The following is a 16,567-nucleotide window of genomic DNA, read 5'->3' on the forward strand; positions in this document are numbered from 1 at the left end:
TCCATGACGAAATCTTCTCCGGCCACTTCTGCCCCAGCAGCCACCACTCCCGTAACAGTCCGTTGCAAAGGTGTGCTCTTCGATATGGACGGAATCCTGATCTCGTCGATTGGCTCAGTCGAGCGTAGCTGGACCATCTGGGCCATCTCCCGCAACATATCTCCAGAGCTCGCCATCCATACCGCGCACGGATGCCGCGCCATCGAGACCATTCGCAAGCTCCGCCCCGATCTTGATGATGAGGCCGAGCTGAAATACATAGAAGATATCGAAGTAGCTGATAAAGAAGGTCTTGCCGTCCTTCCCGGAGTCGTGGACCTGCTCGCGGCATTGCCCTTGGCGCGCTGGACCGTAGTCACCTCGGCAACTGAGCGTCTGGCCAGAATTCGCATGGAGGAGGGTGGGCTCACCGTACCCGAGCGAATCATCACCGCCGATTCCGTCACTGTAGGCAAGCCCCATCCGGAGCCTTACCTGCGCGGAGCCGAAATTCTCGGGCTACCCGCCTCCGACTGCGTTGTCTTTGAAGATTCCGCTTCCGGTACCAAAGCTGGCCGAGCCGCCGGTTGCACCGTGATTGGCACAACCTTCTCGCACTCGATTGCCGAACTCAGTGCAGCCCATTTTCTCGTCAACGATCTCACCGCGATCCGAGTAGAAGTCCTGCCCGGCGACGAAGGACTGGCGCTTCACTTCACGCCTCTAGCCGTCTAGCGACACAATTTGCTTAGCGTGATCGTCCCAGCAGGATAACCTCAACCCGCTGCAAATCCTCTTCGACATCCACGCCAATTGTGTCTCCAGCAGCCTCGGCAACGTAAATGCTGATGCCGTTTTCCAGCAGCCGCAGTTGCTCCAGCCGCTCAATCTGCTCCAGCGGAGAAGGCGCCAGCGCTGCGAACTGCTCCAGGGCCGCCTTCCGATAGGCATACAGCCCCAGGTGCTTGCGATAACCGGTAAAACCGGTCCGATCCCGGTCGAAAGGAATCGTCGAGCGAGAGAAATACAGTGCTCGTTCATCCGCCGCGCTTACCACCTTCACAGCATTGGGATTGGCAATGTCCTCCACCGGGCAGGGAACGCAGATTGTGCTCACCTGCACCTCTGGCCGCGAAAACAGCCCCAGTAAAGGTGCAAAATGCTCCGGTGTGAGCAACGGCTCATCGCCCTGGATGTTGACGTAGATCTCCGCCTCAATCTGTCGCGAAACCTCGTAGACCCGATCGCTTCCGCTGGCGCACTCCGGCGAAGTCATCGCCACCGGAATCTCCCGCTCGCGACAGGCCTCAGCCACCTCATCGGAATCTGTGGCTACCACCACTTCGTCCATCAGCCCGCTATCGGCCGCCGCACGCCAAACCCATTCCACCATCGGCTTACCGGCAATCGACCTTAGCACCTTACGCGACAAACGCGTAGAACCCAACCGCGCCGGAATTACCCCAACAATCCTGTTTTCACCCATAGGCCACAAGTGTAAATGGCGCGTCGGCGGAGTTTTACGCAGGCCGCACCCATCAAAACTGGCACCCCCAAAAACGAGCAAGTTTGACCTGCATTCCGCCCACCCGTATCATCGTAGAGGCGCACCTCTGCGTCCTATACCTAGATACCACTCCGGCGGAGTAGCTCAGATGGTTAGAGCGATGGATTCATAACCCATAGGTCGGCAGTTCGATCCTGCCCTCCGCCACCAAGACCCTCAATACGTCCTATTACCCCTCGATTAATTGGTATCCTGCTGATTCTAAAGAGAATCAAATTGTGAAATACGCGTTACGAATTACCAAACGTTGGAACGACGGATTAGGAAACCGTAGGTCTATAATTCGAAAGTTAGCTCCTTTCCTTCACCATCAGACCCTCAAAACGCCTGATTGCCTGCATGAGTTCATTGGCAACTATCTGACTCTAAAGGGAATCCATTTTGAAAACACGCGTTACTGGTGAACCAGGTGATTGACCTATGGGTTATGAATCCATAGGTCGGCAGTTCGATCGGCCAAAACCCAACACAAAAACAAGAATTCCCCCGCATAGAGCCTCACTCACACGCTTTGCGGTATCATTCGTCTATTAGAGAAGTGAATTTTCGCGCCTGGAATCCAGGTCAAAGGATCAGGCCCGGAATTCTAGTTCGGGGTGGTAATGAATCGTTTCTTCCAGCGTTCTGTTTTCGTGCTTTCACTGGGCATACTTGTGGCCCTCATCGCAGGCGAGTTTGGACTGCGTGCCGTACGTGCCGGCTCCTATGAGGACGGCGCCTACAAGCAGATGAACGTCTACTCCGAAGTTCTAAAAAAGATTCAGACCGACTATGTCACCGATCCCAATGTAGGCGACGTAACCACCGGCGCCCTGCATGGACTGCTTGAGACCCTGGACGCGGATTCCAGCTATCTCACTCCAGCCGAGTACAAAATCTACAAAGACCGTCCTTCAGGCGGCGATGCCCAGGTCGGCCTCGAAGTCTCCAAGCGCTACGGCTATGCCGTCGTTGTCAGCGTACTGCCCGGTTCCTCCGCAGATAAGGAACACTTCACCGATGGCGACGTGATCGAATCCATCGGCGACCAGTCCACCCGCGAAATCTCCCTGGCTATGATCCGCCTCATGCTTGAGGGCAAGCCCGGCAGCGAGATCACCGTATCCGTGATTCGCCCCCGCAAATCGGATCCGGACAAGGTCACACTGACGCGTGGACCCGAGTCGGTTCCCGCCCTGGCAGAGCAGCAGTATGACAACTCCACAATCCTGTATCTGAAGCCAATCGTGCTCACTGCCAGCCGCGTAGACGCAATCGCCGCCGCTCTGAAGACGATGTCCAAGAACGGCAATAAGAAAGTGCTGCTGGATCTGCGCGACGTGAGCGAAGGCAGCGAAGACCAGGGACTCCGCCTGGCCAACCTCTTCCTCAAGCAGGGAACACTCGCCAGCCTCGGCGGCCAGAAATATCCCACCCAGACCTTCACCGCAGACGCTTCGCACTTCGTCACCGATGCCCCGCTCGCCGTACTTATCAATCGTGGAACAGCCGGCGCTGCCGAACTGGCCGCCGCCGCCCTGGCCGACAACAAGCGCGCTGATACGGTCGGCGAACGCACCTTCGGCGAAGGCTCTGTTCAGAAAACGATTGAGCTTCCCGATGGCGCCGCCCTGCTGCTGACAGTCGCCACCTACTCCACCCCCGGCGGGAAAAAAATCATGGAAGAAGCCGTGACCCCCGGTACGCTCGTAGGCCCCACTCCCGAACAGGAAGCCGAAGCGGACGAAGACGATACAGCTCCATCCAAAACCGATGCTCCTCTGAACAAAGCTCTGGACATGCTCAAGGCCAAAGCCTCCTGAGCTAAAGCTTTCTGATCAAAGTCTCCCGATAGGTGGCGTGTTTTCGGCAACGAAATCGCTCTTGCCAGCATAGATACGCCACCCAAAAGCCAAACCAAAAGCTGCCCGGCCCATGTTACGCTCGGGCTGAGGCATTAGAATTTGGCTTTCACACCTCCCCAGCCTCCGGTGCGACGCGGATTCCGTCCTCCACGGTTGTCCTCCGACAAATCGCCATCGGAAAAGTATTTATCGAACGCCCCCCTGCGGCACACGCGTAAGCTGGTCGGGCGATATACCCTTGCCATCCTTTTTTCCCTGGCTGCAATCACCGGCTCCCTCGCTGGACTCATGCTGGTCTACTCCGTCGATCTACCCCAGATTCATGATCTGGAGCGCTACCGGCCCTCGACCACCACGGAGCTCCTCGATCAAAAAGGCCGTCCATTCGGCTCCTTCGCGCTCGAACAGAGAGTCATCGTCAACTACGACGACTTCTCTCCCGTCCTTCGCCAGGCCGTTATCTCTATTGAAGACAAGAACTTCGAGTCGCACTGGGGCATCAATGTCTTTCGCGTGGCCGGAGCTCTCTGGCACGATATCACCAGTCACGGCCGTGCCCAGGGAGCATCGACCCTGACCATGCAGCTTGCCCGCAATCTCTTCCTTTCCTCCGAGCGCACCACCGCCCGTAAGGTTCAGGAAGCCTATCTTTCCATCCAGATTGAGCGCTCCTTCACCAAGGAGCAGATCTTTACTCTCTACGGCAACCAGATCTACCTCGGCCACGGCATGTACGGCTTCGAGGCTGCTTCCGAGTTCTACTTCTCCAAACACGCCAGCCAGTTGAACTTGCCCGAAGCGGCCCTCCTTGCTGGATTGCCCAAAGGTCCCGTCGCCTATTCGCCTCTGTTTAATCCAGAGAAGGCCCTGCGCCGCAGAAACCTCGTCCTCACTGAAATGGAGAACGACAAAGCCATCACCAAACAGCAGGCCGAGGCCGCTCGTGAACTTCCGCTGGGTCTGCACGTCCAGCAGCCGGAGATGTCCGTCGCTCCCTGGTTCGTCGAAGAAGTCCGCCGCGAACTCGAAAAGCAGTTCGGCACCGACGAAGTCCACGAAGCAGGACTGCGCGTCCAGACCACCCTCGATCTCGATCTGCAAACCGTTGCGAACCACGCTGTCGCCGACGGTGTGGCCACCTACGAACATCGCCGCGGCTGGAAGGGCGCATCGCAGAATGTCCTCGCCCAGGGCACCGCGCTTGAAGATTACAAGCATCCCGATTGGGCCATGCGTATCCAGGCGGGCGATTACACCCATGCTCTCGTGACCTCTGCTCTGCCGCTCGAAATTCGCGCCCGGATCGGAAATCTTCCGATCGTCATGACTCCGGAAGATTGGAAGTGGACCGGCCAGGCTCACGGCGACGATCTGGTCAAACCTGGGGACGTCATCTACGTGCAACTCGGCTCAGGAATGGAAGGCACGGCGCACAAAGCCGTCCTTGAGCAGGATTCAGGCGCGCAGGGCTCTCTCATGGCCATCGACAATACCTCCGGCGATGTCCTGGCCATGGTTGGTGGGCGCGACTACGCTCTCTCCCAGTTCAATCGAGCCACTCAGTCCGAACGTCAGACCGGCTCCAGTTTCAAGCCCTACGTCTATACCACCGCTGTCGAGGCCGGAGTCAAACCTGAGGACATCGTCGTCGATGGCCCGGTCAGTTTTGGCAGCTACACTCCGCACAATTACGAGAACGACTACAAAGGCGCCATGACCGTTCTGAATGCCTTTGCGGAGTCGCGCAACATCCCCGCTCTCAAACTCGCCGCTCGCGTTGGCATTCGCAAAGTTATCGAAACCGCCCACCGCTTCGGCGTCACCAGCAATATCCCCGCTTACCTGCCCGTCGCTCTCGGCGCAGTTGAAATCACGCTGCAGGAGCAGGTCGCGGCGTACGCGGTCTTCCCCAACGACGGTATCCGCGTCACTCCGCGCCTGCTGCGCAAAGTCTCCAATGCCGACGGCATCACCCTGTGGGAGCAGCCGCCTGCCGTAAGCGAAGTCACCAGCCAGCAGACCGCACGAACCATGATGCAGTTGCTACAGGCAGTCACACGCATGGGAACCGGCGCAGCCGCATCCAAACTCAACCATCCGTTAGGCGGCAAAACCGGCACCACCAGCGACTACACCGACGCATGGTTTATGGGATTTTCGCCGTCGGTTACCTGCGGAGTATGGGTAGGCTTTGACAGTCGCCAGTCACTTGGAGAGAAAGAAACGGGCGCCAAGGCCGCGCTGCCTATCTGGATGACCTTCATGCAAGCCGCGATCAAAGGCAAGGACGACGAACATTTCCCCGGCTACGTGGCTGCAGCAGCCAGGCCTGCTGCCGTGCCCGAATCCGTCAAACCGGCTGCAAAACCATTGCTGAATCCATCCGTGAAGACATTGCCGGGCACAGCCGCCAAGCCGCAAACACTTCATCCAACCGCGGTAACTGCGCCGTTAGCGGGTCAGAAGCCACTGCATCCTCTCGTTCCTGGCACCATTTCGTCGCAGCCTGCCAGACCGCTGGCAAAACCACCGGTTTCAGTCCCGCAACCGGCTACGGCAAACCCTGCGAAGCCACAGCCTAAGCCAGCTCTGCCGCAATACTAACTTTCGCAATACTAACTTTCGTAGTACTAGACTTCGCAATACTGGCCTTGCCGTAGTGCTAAGAACACTCCCCTCACTCAACAGGAGAAAGCCACTCATGAATCGACGAACACTCCTTGCCGCGTCTGCGTTTACCGGAGCGCGCCTGGCTGCCGGCTCGCCGCACCTGAATATGCTGGGCCGATTTCTTGCGCCGGCACCGCAGCCAGTGTCTCTTTTCGGCAATCGATTTGTGACTCTTTGCATCATGATTCGCACTACTCCGTGGGAGGTCTCACGGGATGTAAAGCTGCATCCGCGGGATGAATCGACCTGGCACACGCTTGACGGCGTGCGGTCTATGCGCGAGGCATTTTCCCGCTCCAATCCGGATGGCCGCCTGACCTGGGGATTTACTCTCAATGCGCTCGAAGACAAGCGCGACAACTATCGCCAGATTCGCGATTATGTCGTCGAGTGCCAGAAGAAATACGGGGACGAAGTGTCCTACTTCCCGGGGTATTTCCCGGCCATGTATTTGCCTCGCGCACGCGTGAACCGCGAGATGTCCGAGGCCATCCAGATCATTACCGACTTTGTCGGAGATGGATATCGTCCCCAGGCAATCATGGGCGGTTTTCTCTCGGCAGACAGCCTGCAATATCTGGCTGAAAAAGAGCATATCCACGCGGCTCATGCGGTGATCTGGAGTCAGCAGGCTATCGACGGAGGCGGTGCGGATGGATCGCCTTCGTATCCGTTCTATCCCTCGACGGAGCACTTCTGCAAGCCCGCGCAAGGGGCAGCGGACTTTATCGACTGCGTCAACCTGGATGGCTGGACCATGGACTTCATCTGTGCCCGGCGAAGTGGGGCGCTAGGCCACGAGATTACCGGCTACAACAGCCGACGCGGCGTGGGCCCGATCGAAACCTACGTTGGCTGGGGGTTGGATCTTGGCCATCGAGAGGTCATGCACACCGAGTCGATCCACTTTGACGAGGGCTTCAAGAGAAACAACTTCGGCTGGGTGACGAATATCTGGGAAGCGCAAATGGTGCATGAGTTCGGCAAGGAGCTGGTGTGTTCGGCCCTGGATATGTGGGTCACGGATACGAAGAAGCGCTGGCCGGACACGCATTTCGTGACCTTTGGAGAATACGGAGCTATCTGGCGTAACCAGTTCAAAACGAATCAGGACTGGCACTACAGCTTTCTCGAACGCGGGTCGGGACTGGGTGACTCCTACAACAATCTTGAGATTGAGTGGTTCATGAATAAGAACTTCCGCCTGGCGCTTCAGCGGGACTGGCAGTTCGATACGCCTCGGCAGGTCATCGACTTTACGCGCTACGATCTGCCTGCCCACGAACCTGCCGATCCTGATCCGCAGCATCCGGCCAAGGACTGGAGTTTGATGAACCGGATCAATCAGAAAGATCTTCGTCCCCAGGATCATCCGAGGCCGCTTAGTGAATTGGCGACTGCGGATCGGGAGTTTATTTATGAGTCTTTGCCTGGGTTGAAGGCTTGAGGGTGGGGGGGGCTATGTAGATTTTTGCTGGGGTGGGTTGGGGTCGGAGAGATAGGGGGATTTTTGGGGATGATGGATGGGACGGTAACGGCGGGGGCAAGGGCAGAAGCAGATTCCCTTCGGGAATGACGGGCAGAACTGCAAGGGCCAAAACGACTGCAAGGGCAACGGCAAAGGCAACTGCAAAGGAAGAAGCAGATTCCCTTCGGGAATGACGGGCAGAACTGCAAGGGCCAAAACGACTGCAAGGGCAACGGCAAAGGCAACTGCAAAGGAAGAAGCAGATTCCCTTCGGGAATGACAGACAGAACTGCAACGGCAACAGCAAGGGTTTAGGGCTTTGTTTTTAGTATGCGGGGGTTGGGGGTATTTTTCTGCAGATTGTTTGGGTGGTTTTTAGTGTTGGGTTTTTGATAGATGGAAATATCGTTTGGCTCTGCTGACGTCTTTCATGATTTGCGCTTTCAGGGCTTCGGGGGAGGGCCATGTTATTTCTGGTCGCAGGCGGAGTAAGAACTCCAGTTGGAGTGGTGTGTCGTCGCTCAAGTCGATCGGTTCAAAGTCCAGAATGTAGGATTCGACGGCAAATGAGGGCTCTCCAAAGGTAGGTCGATTTCCGATGTTTGAAACTGCCTGGAAACAGCGTGTCCCGACTGTGAGCTGCGTGATATAGACCCCAAATGCAGGCAGCAGGCCGGAATAGGCGGCCAGGTTCACGGTGGGCACGAGTAGTTTTGTACCGATGCCACGTCCTTTTGCTGGAGTGGATCGCACTGCAAATGGCCGGCCCAGCATCCAGCGGGCGCGCTTCATATCTCCGGCAATCAGAGCCTGCCGAATCGCGGAACTGGAAACCTCCAGCCCGTGAATCTCTACGGCTGCATGAACTGTGACTTTGAATCCAAACTGCCGACCGAACTCGGCCAGCTCGGCGACCCCGGCTTCTGCGCGATGTCCAAAGCGAAAATTTGCCCCCTCGTGTATCGAGACGATGCCCAGCTTGTCGACGAGGATCTCTTTCACGCAGGCTTGCGCGCTGAGGCAGGCCAGCGAATCGTCGAAGGGCAGGACCAATACTGCGTCCACCCCGGTCTGAGCCAGCAGACGCAGGCGCTCAGGAATCAGGGTGAGCAGGCCGGGAGCCTGCTCGGGCCGCAAGAACTGTTCCGGATGGGGATCAAAGGTGATTGCGATGGCTTTTGCGCCAGTCTGCCGAGCCTCTGCGGTAATCGCTGCCAGGATCTGCTGATGCCCGAGGTGGACGCCATCGAAGTTGCCGATCACGGCTACGGAGGGTCCAAACCCGGCTGGAATCTCGGCCACGGAGCGAAAAACTATCAGATTGTTTAAATCTGTCACGCTCAAATCTGTCACTTTGAAATCTGTCACGCCAGCACCACCGGTAGAGTCAGCCCGTCATAAGCCATTGCGATTCCTTTGGGTAGTCGAGCATTGGTCTCTTCATGCCCCAGGTCGTGTGAAATGTGGGTTAACCAGGTCTGCTGCGCGCCGATCCGCTTTGCCCAGCGTACTGCCTGATCTACGGTGGCGTGGCTGGGGTGGGGTGCGTGTCGGAGCGCGGAGACGACCAGGACATCCAACCCTTGCAGCAGGGCAAAGCTGGCCTCCGGAATTGTGCTCACGTCGGTCAGGTAGGCAACATTGCCGAAGCGATACCCTGTGATGGGCAGTTCGCCATGCAGGACCGGAACTGGAATAAATCGAACCTCATGTACCTGTGCGCCGTCCGATACATTTTTCAACTCCACTCGCGCCTTGTTAGCGTATTTCGAGTCGGGAGAGAAGGTGTAGTCGTAGATATGTTCCAAAACCCGTTGCGTCTCGGGAGTTACGTAAAGCGGAATCGGCCCCGATTCGCGATAGGTGGCGAAGCTCAGGGGCCGCAGATCGTCCATGCCGAGAATGTGGTCGGCGTGCGAATGCGTATAGAAAACGGCATCCACGCGCTTGATTCCGGCGTTCAGGGCCTGTGTGCGAAAGTCCGGCCCAGTGTCGATGAGCACCACGCGTTCGCAGGGGGATTGGTGGGCGGGCGGGAAGGGAAGCAGACCTTTACCGACGCGCGGCTTCTTTGGCGCACTCGCATTGTCGGCGCAGGCCCATCGCAACAGGATGGAGGGCCGCAACCGTTTGTCGTGCGGGTCGGTGGAGGTGCAGACGTCGCACCCGCAGCCCAGCGACGGCACTCCCATGGAAGTGCCGGTACCCAGAAATGTGAGCGTTCCGTGCATTGACTAGCGTTTTGCTCCACCGGGTGGTGGGGGCATGGGCGGCTGTGCCGAGATCATCCGCGTCAGCTCCAGGAAGGTCATGCGCAATTCAAAAAGCACGGTGTCGAGGGTGCGCTGTTCCTGGGCGGAGAGATTGCCTGCTGTTTTGTCGAGCACGACGTCGAGCAGATCAATCGTCTGCCGAGCGCCGAGAATGTCGATGCGAGGCCGCTGTCCTTCCGGGGTTCCTGCGCCCATCTGCATCATGGCCGAGAGGTAGAGCTGCTGGACGAGGTGTTCGAAACCGATGTTTTCAGGAGCGGGAGCGCCGGGATTCTGCGCGCGTACGAGATCGTTCAAGCGCTCTGCGGCCTGGTCGTAAGCTACTTTCTGAAAGCGCGACTCCTCTGCCGTTGGTACGGGGGGAAGATCGGCGTCGACATCCTCGACATTGTCGGTATTGTCGATCTCTTCAATGGCTTCGTCTGCCACGGCGATCGGGGTCTGCTGGGGAAGGGGCTCAACCAGCGTCAGGCGCGGGCCGTTGGAGGCGGCTGGTTTGGTTGCGGGTTCCGGAACAGCGGCGACGGGGGTGGTTTCTTCGGAATTAACAGGCTCGGATGCTTCTTCATCGCCACGGAATTTGCGGCGGTCGACAACGGTGAACTTCGGTGTATCGCTCATGATCTTCTTTCCTGCAGCTCTTAGACTGCGTTCCATTGCGGAGTTGTATTCAAAATTCTGGCGCTTCCGCCCGGATAAACCAGCGGTTTTCTGCCCACCTCAGCTTCGGCACGAATCATCCCGATTGCAAAGACCCGCAATCCGGCCTCAAGTTGCACGGAGGCGACGCTGGTGATCGTTCCTATGGGTTTGATATCGGCAGCATTGCCGGCGATTCGTAGTTCGGTCCCGGGCGCGGGAAGATTTCCAGGGATCTCCGGTGTTAATTCAAGGGAGCGTAAATGCCGATGTACCTGGCCGCGGGATCGGATGCGTTCGACGATCTCCTGGCCGAGGTAGCAGCCCTTGGTGAAGTTGAGCGCGCGTTCCTGGGATGTTTCCTGCGCAAGATCGCGGCTCTGAATGTCGATTCCGTAGGCTGGAATGCCCTCGATTATGCGCAGTTTTTCGAGTGAAGCTGCTCCGACGGGGCTGGCTCCAGCGGCTACGATCGCGTTCCAGACAGCCGGGAGCTGGGCGGTGGCAACCCAAATGGCATAATGCGGAACTGCCGTTCCGTAACCGCGAAAGATGCGGACGGGGATGCCGGCGATTTCGCCGGTTGAGCTCGAAAGAGACGCTGGCAGCGCGGCGATTCCTAGCCTGGTGATTCCTAGCTGGGCGAATACTTTTTCGGCCAGGGGGCCGGTTAGCTGCAAGGCCGATTCGTCTTCGAGGGGAACCAGTTCGACGTCATCCATGATGATGAATTTGTCGAGATGGGCGAGCAGCGCTTCGGACTGTTCTGCTGTGACTTCCAGCTCCACGGCATCGCCATCCCGCCAGACATACAGATCGCCCTGGATACGCCCCTGGGCATTCAAAACAAGGTTGTAGGCGCCCGTGTTGTCGGGCAGTGTTTCGACCGCGTTGGTGACCATGCCACTGAGCCAGCGGAAGCGATCTTCGCCGCGAATCGCAATTCGCCGCAGCCAGCCGAGGTCGTGTACGGCTGCTCCGGTCAGCAGCGCTCTTGTTTCCGCCTCTGGCGCGTCCAACAAGCCAGGCGTAAGCGTTCCCAGGTAGGGGAGCAAAGTCGAAGATTCGGCGAAAGCGGTTCCGGCTGTGGCCAGGTATTCGGCCAGCGGAGTGGCCGGGATTGCAGTCGCCAGAACGGGTTCAGTCATTGGTCGCTCACCAGCGGCGGGCATGAATTCCAGTGTTTTGGAGAGCATACCGCCAACCTTGATTATAGCCTTGGGGTATATTTCGAGTTAAGGCGGCGAGTGCCGCTATCCGTGGCAAAGCAGGCAGGCGCGGCGGACAGGGAAGTTTACTTTGGAGAGAGAATGACGCAGTTGCATTCACTGAAATACTCCGGTCGCATGGGCCGGATGGTTCCTGTACTTCCGATTTTCGCTGCGCTGGTGCTTTCTTCAACTTGCCTTTGGGCGCAGCAGGCGGCGAGGCCGTCTCAGACTGCCCAGTCCTCCTCATCCAAGTCATCTCCATCCGCGTCATCCCAATCCTCTGGGCAAGCTCCTGCGGCTAAGCCTCCGGCGGAGACGCATATTACGCCGGAGCAGGCTAAAGAGCTTTTCAGCAGTGTGGACGAACTGACCAAATTTGCTTCAGAAGAGACGGGTCTGCCTATACGCAGCCAGGTGAAACGCACGCTCACGACGCGCGTTGCAGTTGAAAAATATCTGCTCGATAAAATGGACGACGATGAAGATGCCAAGCGGATGCAGCGTGGCGAAATCGTGCTGAAAAAGTTCGGCCTGCTCGATCGTGATTTTGATCTCAAGCCATTCATGCTGTCCCTGCTCAAGGAACAGATCGCGGGCTACTACGACTCCAAAACGAAGACTGTCTATCTGCTCGACTGGATCGATCCGGAGACGCAGAAACCGGTGCTTGTTCACGAACTGACCCACGCGTTGCAGGATCAGCATACGGACATCGAGAAGTGGGGCGATCAGACGCCTTCCGATCTCTCTCACAATGCAGCCGAGGACAACGATCATCTTGAAAAAGATGAGATGGATACGGCTCGCACTGCTGTGCTCGAAGGCCAGGCGATGGCTGTCTTCTTCGATTACTCGCTCAAGCCCAGCGGCCGCAGCATAATCAAGAATCCAGAAGTCATTCAGGAGTTACAGGATCAGTCTGATGGCTCGGATGATTCGCCGGTGCTGGCTCGAGCACCTTTGCTGCTGAGTGAGTCGCTGCTATTTCCGTACAAAGATGGACTTGGTTTCGAGCAGGATGTGTGGATGGACAAGGGGCGCAAGGCGGCTTTTGCGGGAGTGTTGGATCGCCCGCCATCGTCGAGCTGGGAGATCATGAATCCGCGCAATTACGAGCAGGCGAAGCAGCCTTCTGTCCTCATTCTGCCGGATATTCATCCGCTGCTGGATGGTCGATACAAGCCTTACGATGTTGGCCAGGTGGGCCAGTTGGACCTGCGCATTCTGGCGCAGATCTTTGGCGGTGAAGCGGCTGCACGCGAGCTTACGCCAGCATGGGATGGCGGTATCTATTGGGCAGGGCAGGCGAAAAGCGCGAAGACCGCTGCGGAGCAGGCGTCCACGAAGTCGATTGCGCTGTTCTATCTCTCGGCGTGGAAAAGCCCGGCATCGGCGCAGGCTTTCGCGCGCATGTATGCGGAAGAACTAGGGCGCAAGTACTCCGGCGTGAAATTGGATACTACGGACAAGGCTCCTGCATCCGAGGATGGCGATGAGGTTATCTACTCGACCGATGAGGGGCCAGTGGTTATCACGGTGCGCGGCAAGTATGTCTTTGTCTCGGAAAGCTTCGATCTTGGAACGGCGCGCAAATTAGCAGGATTGCTCATCGATGGGCAGGGCACGGGCGAGATACGAACGGCGCAATTCTCAATACCAAAATCAGGACTCTCAACGAGCTGGGTAAGCTTTTTGCACTCCTGCGGAATGATGAAAGCTGCTATACCTCGCTAGGAGTACAGAGGGCTAATCGTGCAACGGACTAGACTGTCTGCTTGTCTGCGGCCTTGCTTGCCAGTAGTGTCAGGAGATCGTTTGCCGGGACAGGCTCACCAAAATGCCAGCCCTGGGCAAGGATTTTCTGATCGAGAGCAGCGAAGTAATTCGACTGCTCTGCGCGCTCGACGCCTTCGACTACTACTTTGAGATGCAACGTCTCTGCCATCGCGAGTATCTGCGGCACAATTGCCGCTGTGAGCGAGTCGGTGCCAATGGCATCCGTAAATACACGGTCGATCTTGATTGCATCCACGGCGAGCTCGTTCAGGTAAGCGAGGCTTGAGTATCCGGTGCCAAAGTCGTCGATATAAAATTCATGTCCCAACTCGCGCAGCTTGCTGATGGAGGAGATGGCCAGCTTGCGATTGGCGGTAGAGCGCTCGGTCAGTTCGAGACTGATACTGCGCGCAGGGATTTTATGTTTACGCAGCAGCTTCTCTAACATTGGAACGAAATGTGGATCGGCGAGATCGGCTGCGGCGATATTGACATTGATATGAAAGTCGGGATCGGAGCGCAGTAGTTCGCCCAACTCCGAAACTACGAGGCGCAGAATTACGCGCGTCAATTTTTCGATGAAGCCTAGCTCTTCCGCAGCGGCAATAAAAACATCCGGGCGCACGTATTGCCCGTCTTCATTCGTCCAGCGCGCGAGTGCCTCGGCGCCCAGCACTTGCCCTGTCCTCACATCCACAATCGGCTGATAAACGACGCTTAACAAATTGAGCCGAAGAGCTCGCTGCAACTGTGTAGACAGGCTGCGTTTGCTCGGTTGCAACAGCAACGTAAAACTGACCGCGAGGCCAGCCAGAGCGCCGATAAACACAAATCCTTTAATCGTTGAGCTATTTAAAGACCATGCATCCTGCAGGGTAATTCCAGTCACCATGCAGGGTGCGAGTTGTCTTGAACAGCGTGCGACGTAAAAGGTGTTTCCTTTCAATACTTCTTTTTCTTCAAGAATCTCTGCATCGCTTATTTTCAGCGGAGCACCGGCTGTACGCAGCACCTGGTTTGTCGCGCGGTTGGTTAATGTTGTCGTGTAAATCATGGGCGGTTCCTGCAAGTGTTCAAAGGCCTCGCGGGATGCTACGAAATCCGCTTCACCCGATTCGGTGATGTCCGCAGTCATGCCGGATGTGCCAAGGATGGGCGTATTCAGCCAGATACTGCGTCCGCTCGGTGTAACGATAGCGGGCTTTGATTTTTTAATTGGCGGACTGATCCGGCCCCTCATCGAGGTGCAGTAAATATATCCATCTCGAACTCTGCCAATATCTTTTACCAGGTGTCCATTGAAGACCAGAGTGCGAAGGCGGGAGATATCTTCATCCGAGCAAAAGGGGTAAGGCGATGCATTGACTGAATCGAGAGTGGTATTGATCTCGTTCATAAATGCTTCGGCATGGGCGATGAGATGCGTGGCGTAACGGGCAAGCCTGACTTCAGTGACCTTGAACGCAACCACACTGCCAATCACCAGGCCAATCGCGGCGCACAGGAGTGTAACTCCTACTGTATGGAGAATGCTGACAAGCATGTGCTGCTGCGACTTGCGCTTCATTCAGACCTCTCCGTACACAGATAACGAAGACTACGAGCGGGTACAGGTAGTCCGAGGAACCAACCCTGCCCGAGGATATGAGGATCTCCGCCGGCGAAATAGGTAACCTGGCCTTCTCTTTCAATTCCCTGTACGACGACGCTCAGGTTCAGTGCTTTTGCCAAGGCAAGGATCTGGGGAACGATCGATGCTGTTACCGAGTCTGTTCCGATGGTTGCGATAAAAGACCGATTGACCTTGATTCCATCGACATTCAGCTCGCTGAGATACGCAAGATTTGAATAGCCGGTACCGAAGTCGTCGATAAAGATAGCATGGCCCCGTTCGCGCAGACGCCGTATCGACGCTACGGCTACTTCACGATCCGAGGTCGCACGCTCTGTGAGCTCAAAAGTAATGTTGGATGGAGAGATCGACGTGTCCTGAAGCATCTCATCGAGCAGGATCAACAATCTTGGATCGGCCAGATCGGATGGTGCGAGGTTGATGTGCAAACGGAATGCGGGATTGCTTTCAAGCAGTGGGCGCAACTCCTGCAATGCACGGTTGACTACGAATCGCGTGATCTCGCTTACGAAACCTTCTTCTTCGGCCAGGGCAATAATAATCTCGGGACGCACGCTGTCGCCGTCCTCATCCGTCCACCGCGCGAGGGCCTCGGCGCCGACGATCCGATGGGTGTGCAACTCGACGATGGGCTGGTAAACGACGGAGAGATTTCCCTTGAGGATGGCTCGCTTGAGTTGACTGGTGTGGCTACGTCTTCTGCGGCCGGCAAATAGAATTACAACTCCACAGGATGTACCGGCGATTAATCCGGTAACGATGTAAATCACGAGCAGTATGCGATTGTTCTGCCATACGTCCGCTTCGCGAATGTAAGTGACTGCGCAGATCTGATAACGATTTGTGCACCGAGCGAGATAGAGTGTGCCATCCACGGAGAGCACTTTTCGAGTGCTTAACAACTCAGGCGGAAAAGAGAAGTGTTCTCCCCTTGTGGGTATGAAGGCGTGGGTGGAGCGGTCGATCAAGCCGATTGAGTAATGTATCGGGCCCTGCGAAAATTCAGCGAAAGTATCGGGACTGACGACGACATTTGCTTGCCCGTACGTGATGATTTCGCCACGTCCTCCGCTTGGCACAATCAACGGATAATTATTAAAAATCACCGAATTGCGAGGGCCGTGGATGCTCGGCTTGAGCAGGGGGTGTGGAGTGGCAAGGTTACCTGTGGTTGCGGAGCAAACGAACGAGTTCTCATGGATGCGGCCCACGTCTTTGAGGAACTGAGCCGCAAAGGTCAGCTTGCGAAAAAATGTGATCTCGTCATTCGAGCAGGGAGGATAAGGGGAGTGATTGGCACTGGTGAGGGTAGAGGATATTTCGGAGGCAACCTCTTCGGCATGTTGTTCGAGCTGCTCTCCGTAATTGGCTAAATGGGCCTCGACGGTGCGCAGGATCGACTGTCGGCCGACTAGAAATCCAGCCAGGGTGCCGAGCGCAACGACCGCAATAAACAGCCATGTGCGGTTGAATCGCGCTAGACTGCGGGCGGTTACCATAGATCTCT

The 16,567-nt window shown here is 56.8% G+C and carries 12 protein-coding genes and 1 tRNA gene; 6 read left to right on the forward strand and 7 right to left on the reverse strand.

The genetic code is table 11. The features are described 5' to 3' along the window. The first annotated feature begins 3 nt into the window (after window positions 1–3). A complete protein-coding gene (locus OHL19_RS17715) occupies window positions 4–714 on the forward strand; it encodes an HAD-IA family hydrolase (RefSeq protein WP_263359127.1) in 711 nt (236 codons plus the stop codon). A 13-nt stretch (window positions 715–727) separates the two neighbouring features. Here OHL19_RS17715 and kdsB read toward each other — a convergent pair whose 3' ends face one another. After that, a complete protein-coding gene (kdsB, locus tag OHL19_RS17720; protein ID WP_263359128.1) occupies window positions 728–1,465 on the reverse strand; it encodes a 3-deoxy-manno-octulosonate cytidylyltransferase in 738 nt (245 codons plus the stop codon). A 154-nt stretch (window positions 1,466–1,619) separates the two neighbouring features. On the opposite strand from kdsB, the gene OHL19_RS17725 reads away from it, so the two are divergent. The 4 genes from OHL19_RS17725 to OHL19_RS17740 all read left to right on the forward strand — a co-directional run bounded on the left by OHL19_RS17725 (window position 1,620) and on the right by OHL19_RS17740 (window position 7,507). Then, window positions 1,620–1,696 (forward strand) — tRNA-Met (locus OHL19_RS17725). 452 nt (window positions 1,697–2,148) lie between these two features. Next, window positions 2,149–3,348, forward strand: a complete 1,200-nt coding sequence (locus OHL19_RS17730) for a S41 family peptidase (protein ID WP_263359130.1) — start codon at window positions 2,149–2,151, stop codon at window positions 3,346–3,348. A gap of 195 nt (window positions 3,349–3,543) precedes the next feature. Beyond that, window positions 3,544–5,994 (forward strand): penicillin-binding protein 1A, encoded by a 2,451-nt coding sequence (locus OHL19_RS17735; RefSeq protein WP_263359131.1) that lies wholly within the window; start codon window positions 3,544–3,546, stop codon window positions 5,992–5,994. Between the two features lie 97 nt (window positions 5,995–6,091). Further along, window positions 6,092–7,507: a DUF3863 domain-containing protein gene (locus tag OHL19_RS17740; RefSeq protein ID WP_263359132.1), complete on the forward strand. Its 1,416-nt coding sequence runs from the start codon at window positions 6,092–6,094 to the stop codon at window positions 7,505–7,507. Between the two features lie 396 nt (window positions 7,508–7,903). On the opposite strand, the gene OHL19_RS17745 is transcribed toward OHL19_RS17740, so the two are convergent. Genes OHL19_RS17745 through ygfZ form a run of 4 tightly spaced genes read right to left on the reverse strand, consistent with a single transcriptional unit; the run spans window position 7,904 to window position 11,588 of the window. After that, a complete protein-coding gene (locus OHL19_RS17745) occupies window positions 7,904–8,896 on the reverse strand; it encodes a bifunctional riboflavin kinase/FAD synthetase (protein WP_263359134.1) in 993 nt (330 codons plus the stop codon). After that, window positions 8,893–9,759, reverse strand: coding sequence for an MBL fold metallo-hydrolase (locus tag OHL19_RS17750; RefSeq protein WP_263359135.1), 867 nt, complete (start codon window positions 9,757–9,759; stop codon window positions 8,893–8,895). Before OHL19_RS17750 ends, OHL19_RS17745 begins: the two co-directional genes overlap by 4 nt. A 3-nt stretch (window positions 9,760–9,762) precedes the next feature. After that, the gene (locus OHL19_RS17755; protein ID WP_263359137.1) at window positions 9,763–10,422 is read right to left on the reverse strand and encodes a DUF1844 domain-containing protein; all 660 of its coding nucleotides are present in this window, start codon (window positions 10,420–10,422) and stop codon (window positions 9,763–9,765) included. A 20-nt stretch (window positions 10,423–10,442) separates the two neighbouring features. Further along, window positions 10,443–11,588 (reverse strand): CAF17-like 4Fe-4S cluster assembly/insertion protein YgfZ, encoded by a 1,146-nt coding sequence (gene ygfZ / locus OHL19_RS17760; RefSeq protein ID WP_263359139.1) that lies wholly within the window; start codon window positions 11,586–11,588, stop codon window positions 10,443–10,445. 162 nt (window positions 11,589–11,750) lie between these two features. Between ygfZ and OHL19_RS17765 the strand changes: the two genes are divergently transcribed. Then, the gene (locus OHL19_RS17765) at window positions 11,751–13,385 is read left to right on the forward strand and encodes a hypothetical protein (protein WP_263359140.1); all 1,635 of its coding nucleotides are present in this window, start codon (window positions 11,751–11,753) and stop codon (window positions 13,383–13,385) included. 28 nt (window positions 13,386–13,413) lie between these two features. Here the strand turns inward: OHL19_RS17765 and OHL19_RS17770 are convergent, their stop codons facing one another. Together OHL19_RS17770 and OHL19_RS17775 are read right to left on the reverse strand one after the other, a co-directional pair. Then, on the reverse strand, window positions 13,414–14,994 hold the full coding sequence (locus OHL19_RS17770) for an EAL domain-containing protein (RefSeq protein ID WP_263359141.1): 1,581 nt from the start codon (window positions 14,992–14,994) through the stop codon (window positions 13,414–13,416). Further along, window positions 14,991–16,559 (reverse strand): EAL domain-containing protein, encoded by a 1,569-nt coding sequence (locus OHL19_RS17775; protein ID WP_263359143.1) that lies wholly within the window; start codon window positions 16,557–16,559, stop codon window positions 14,991–14,993. Before OHL19_RS17775 ends, OHL19_RS17770 begins: the two co-directional genes overlap by 4 nt. Between the last annotated feature and the right edge of the window lie 8 nt (window positions 16,560–16,567).

This window comes from Acidicapsa ligni (genome assembly GCF_025685655.1).
GTDB lineage: Bacteria > Acidobacteriota > Terriglobia > Terriglobales > Acidobacteriaceae > Acidicapsa > Acidicapsa ligni.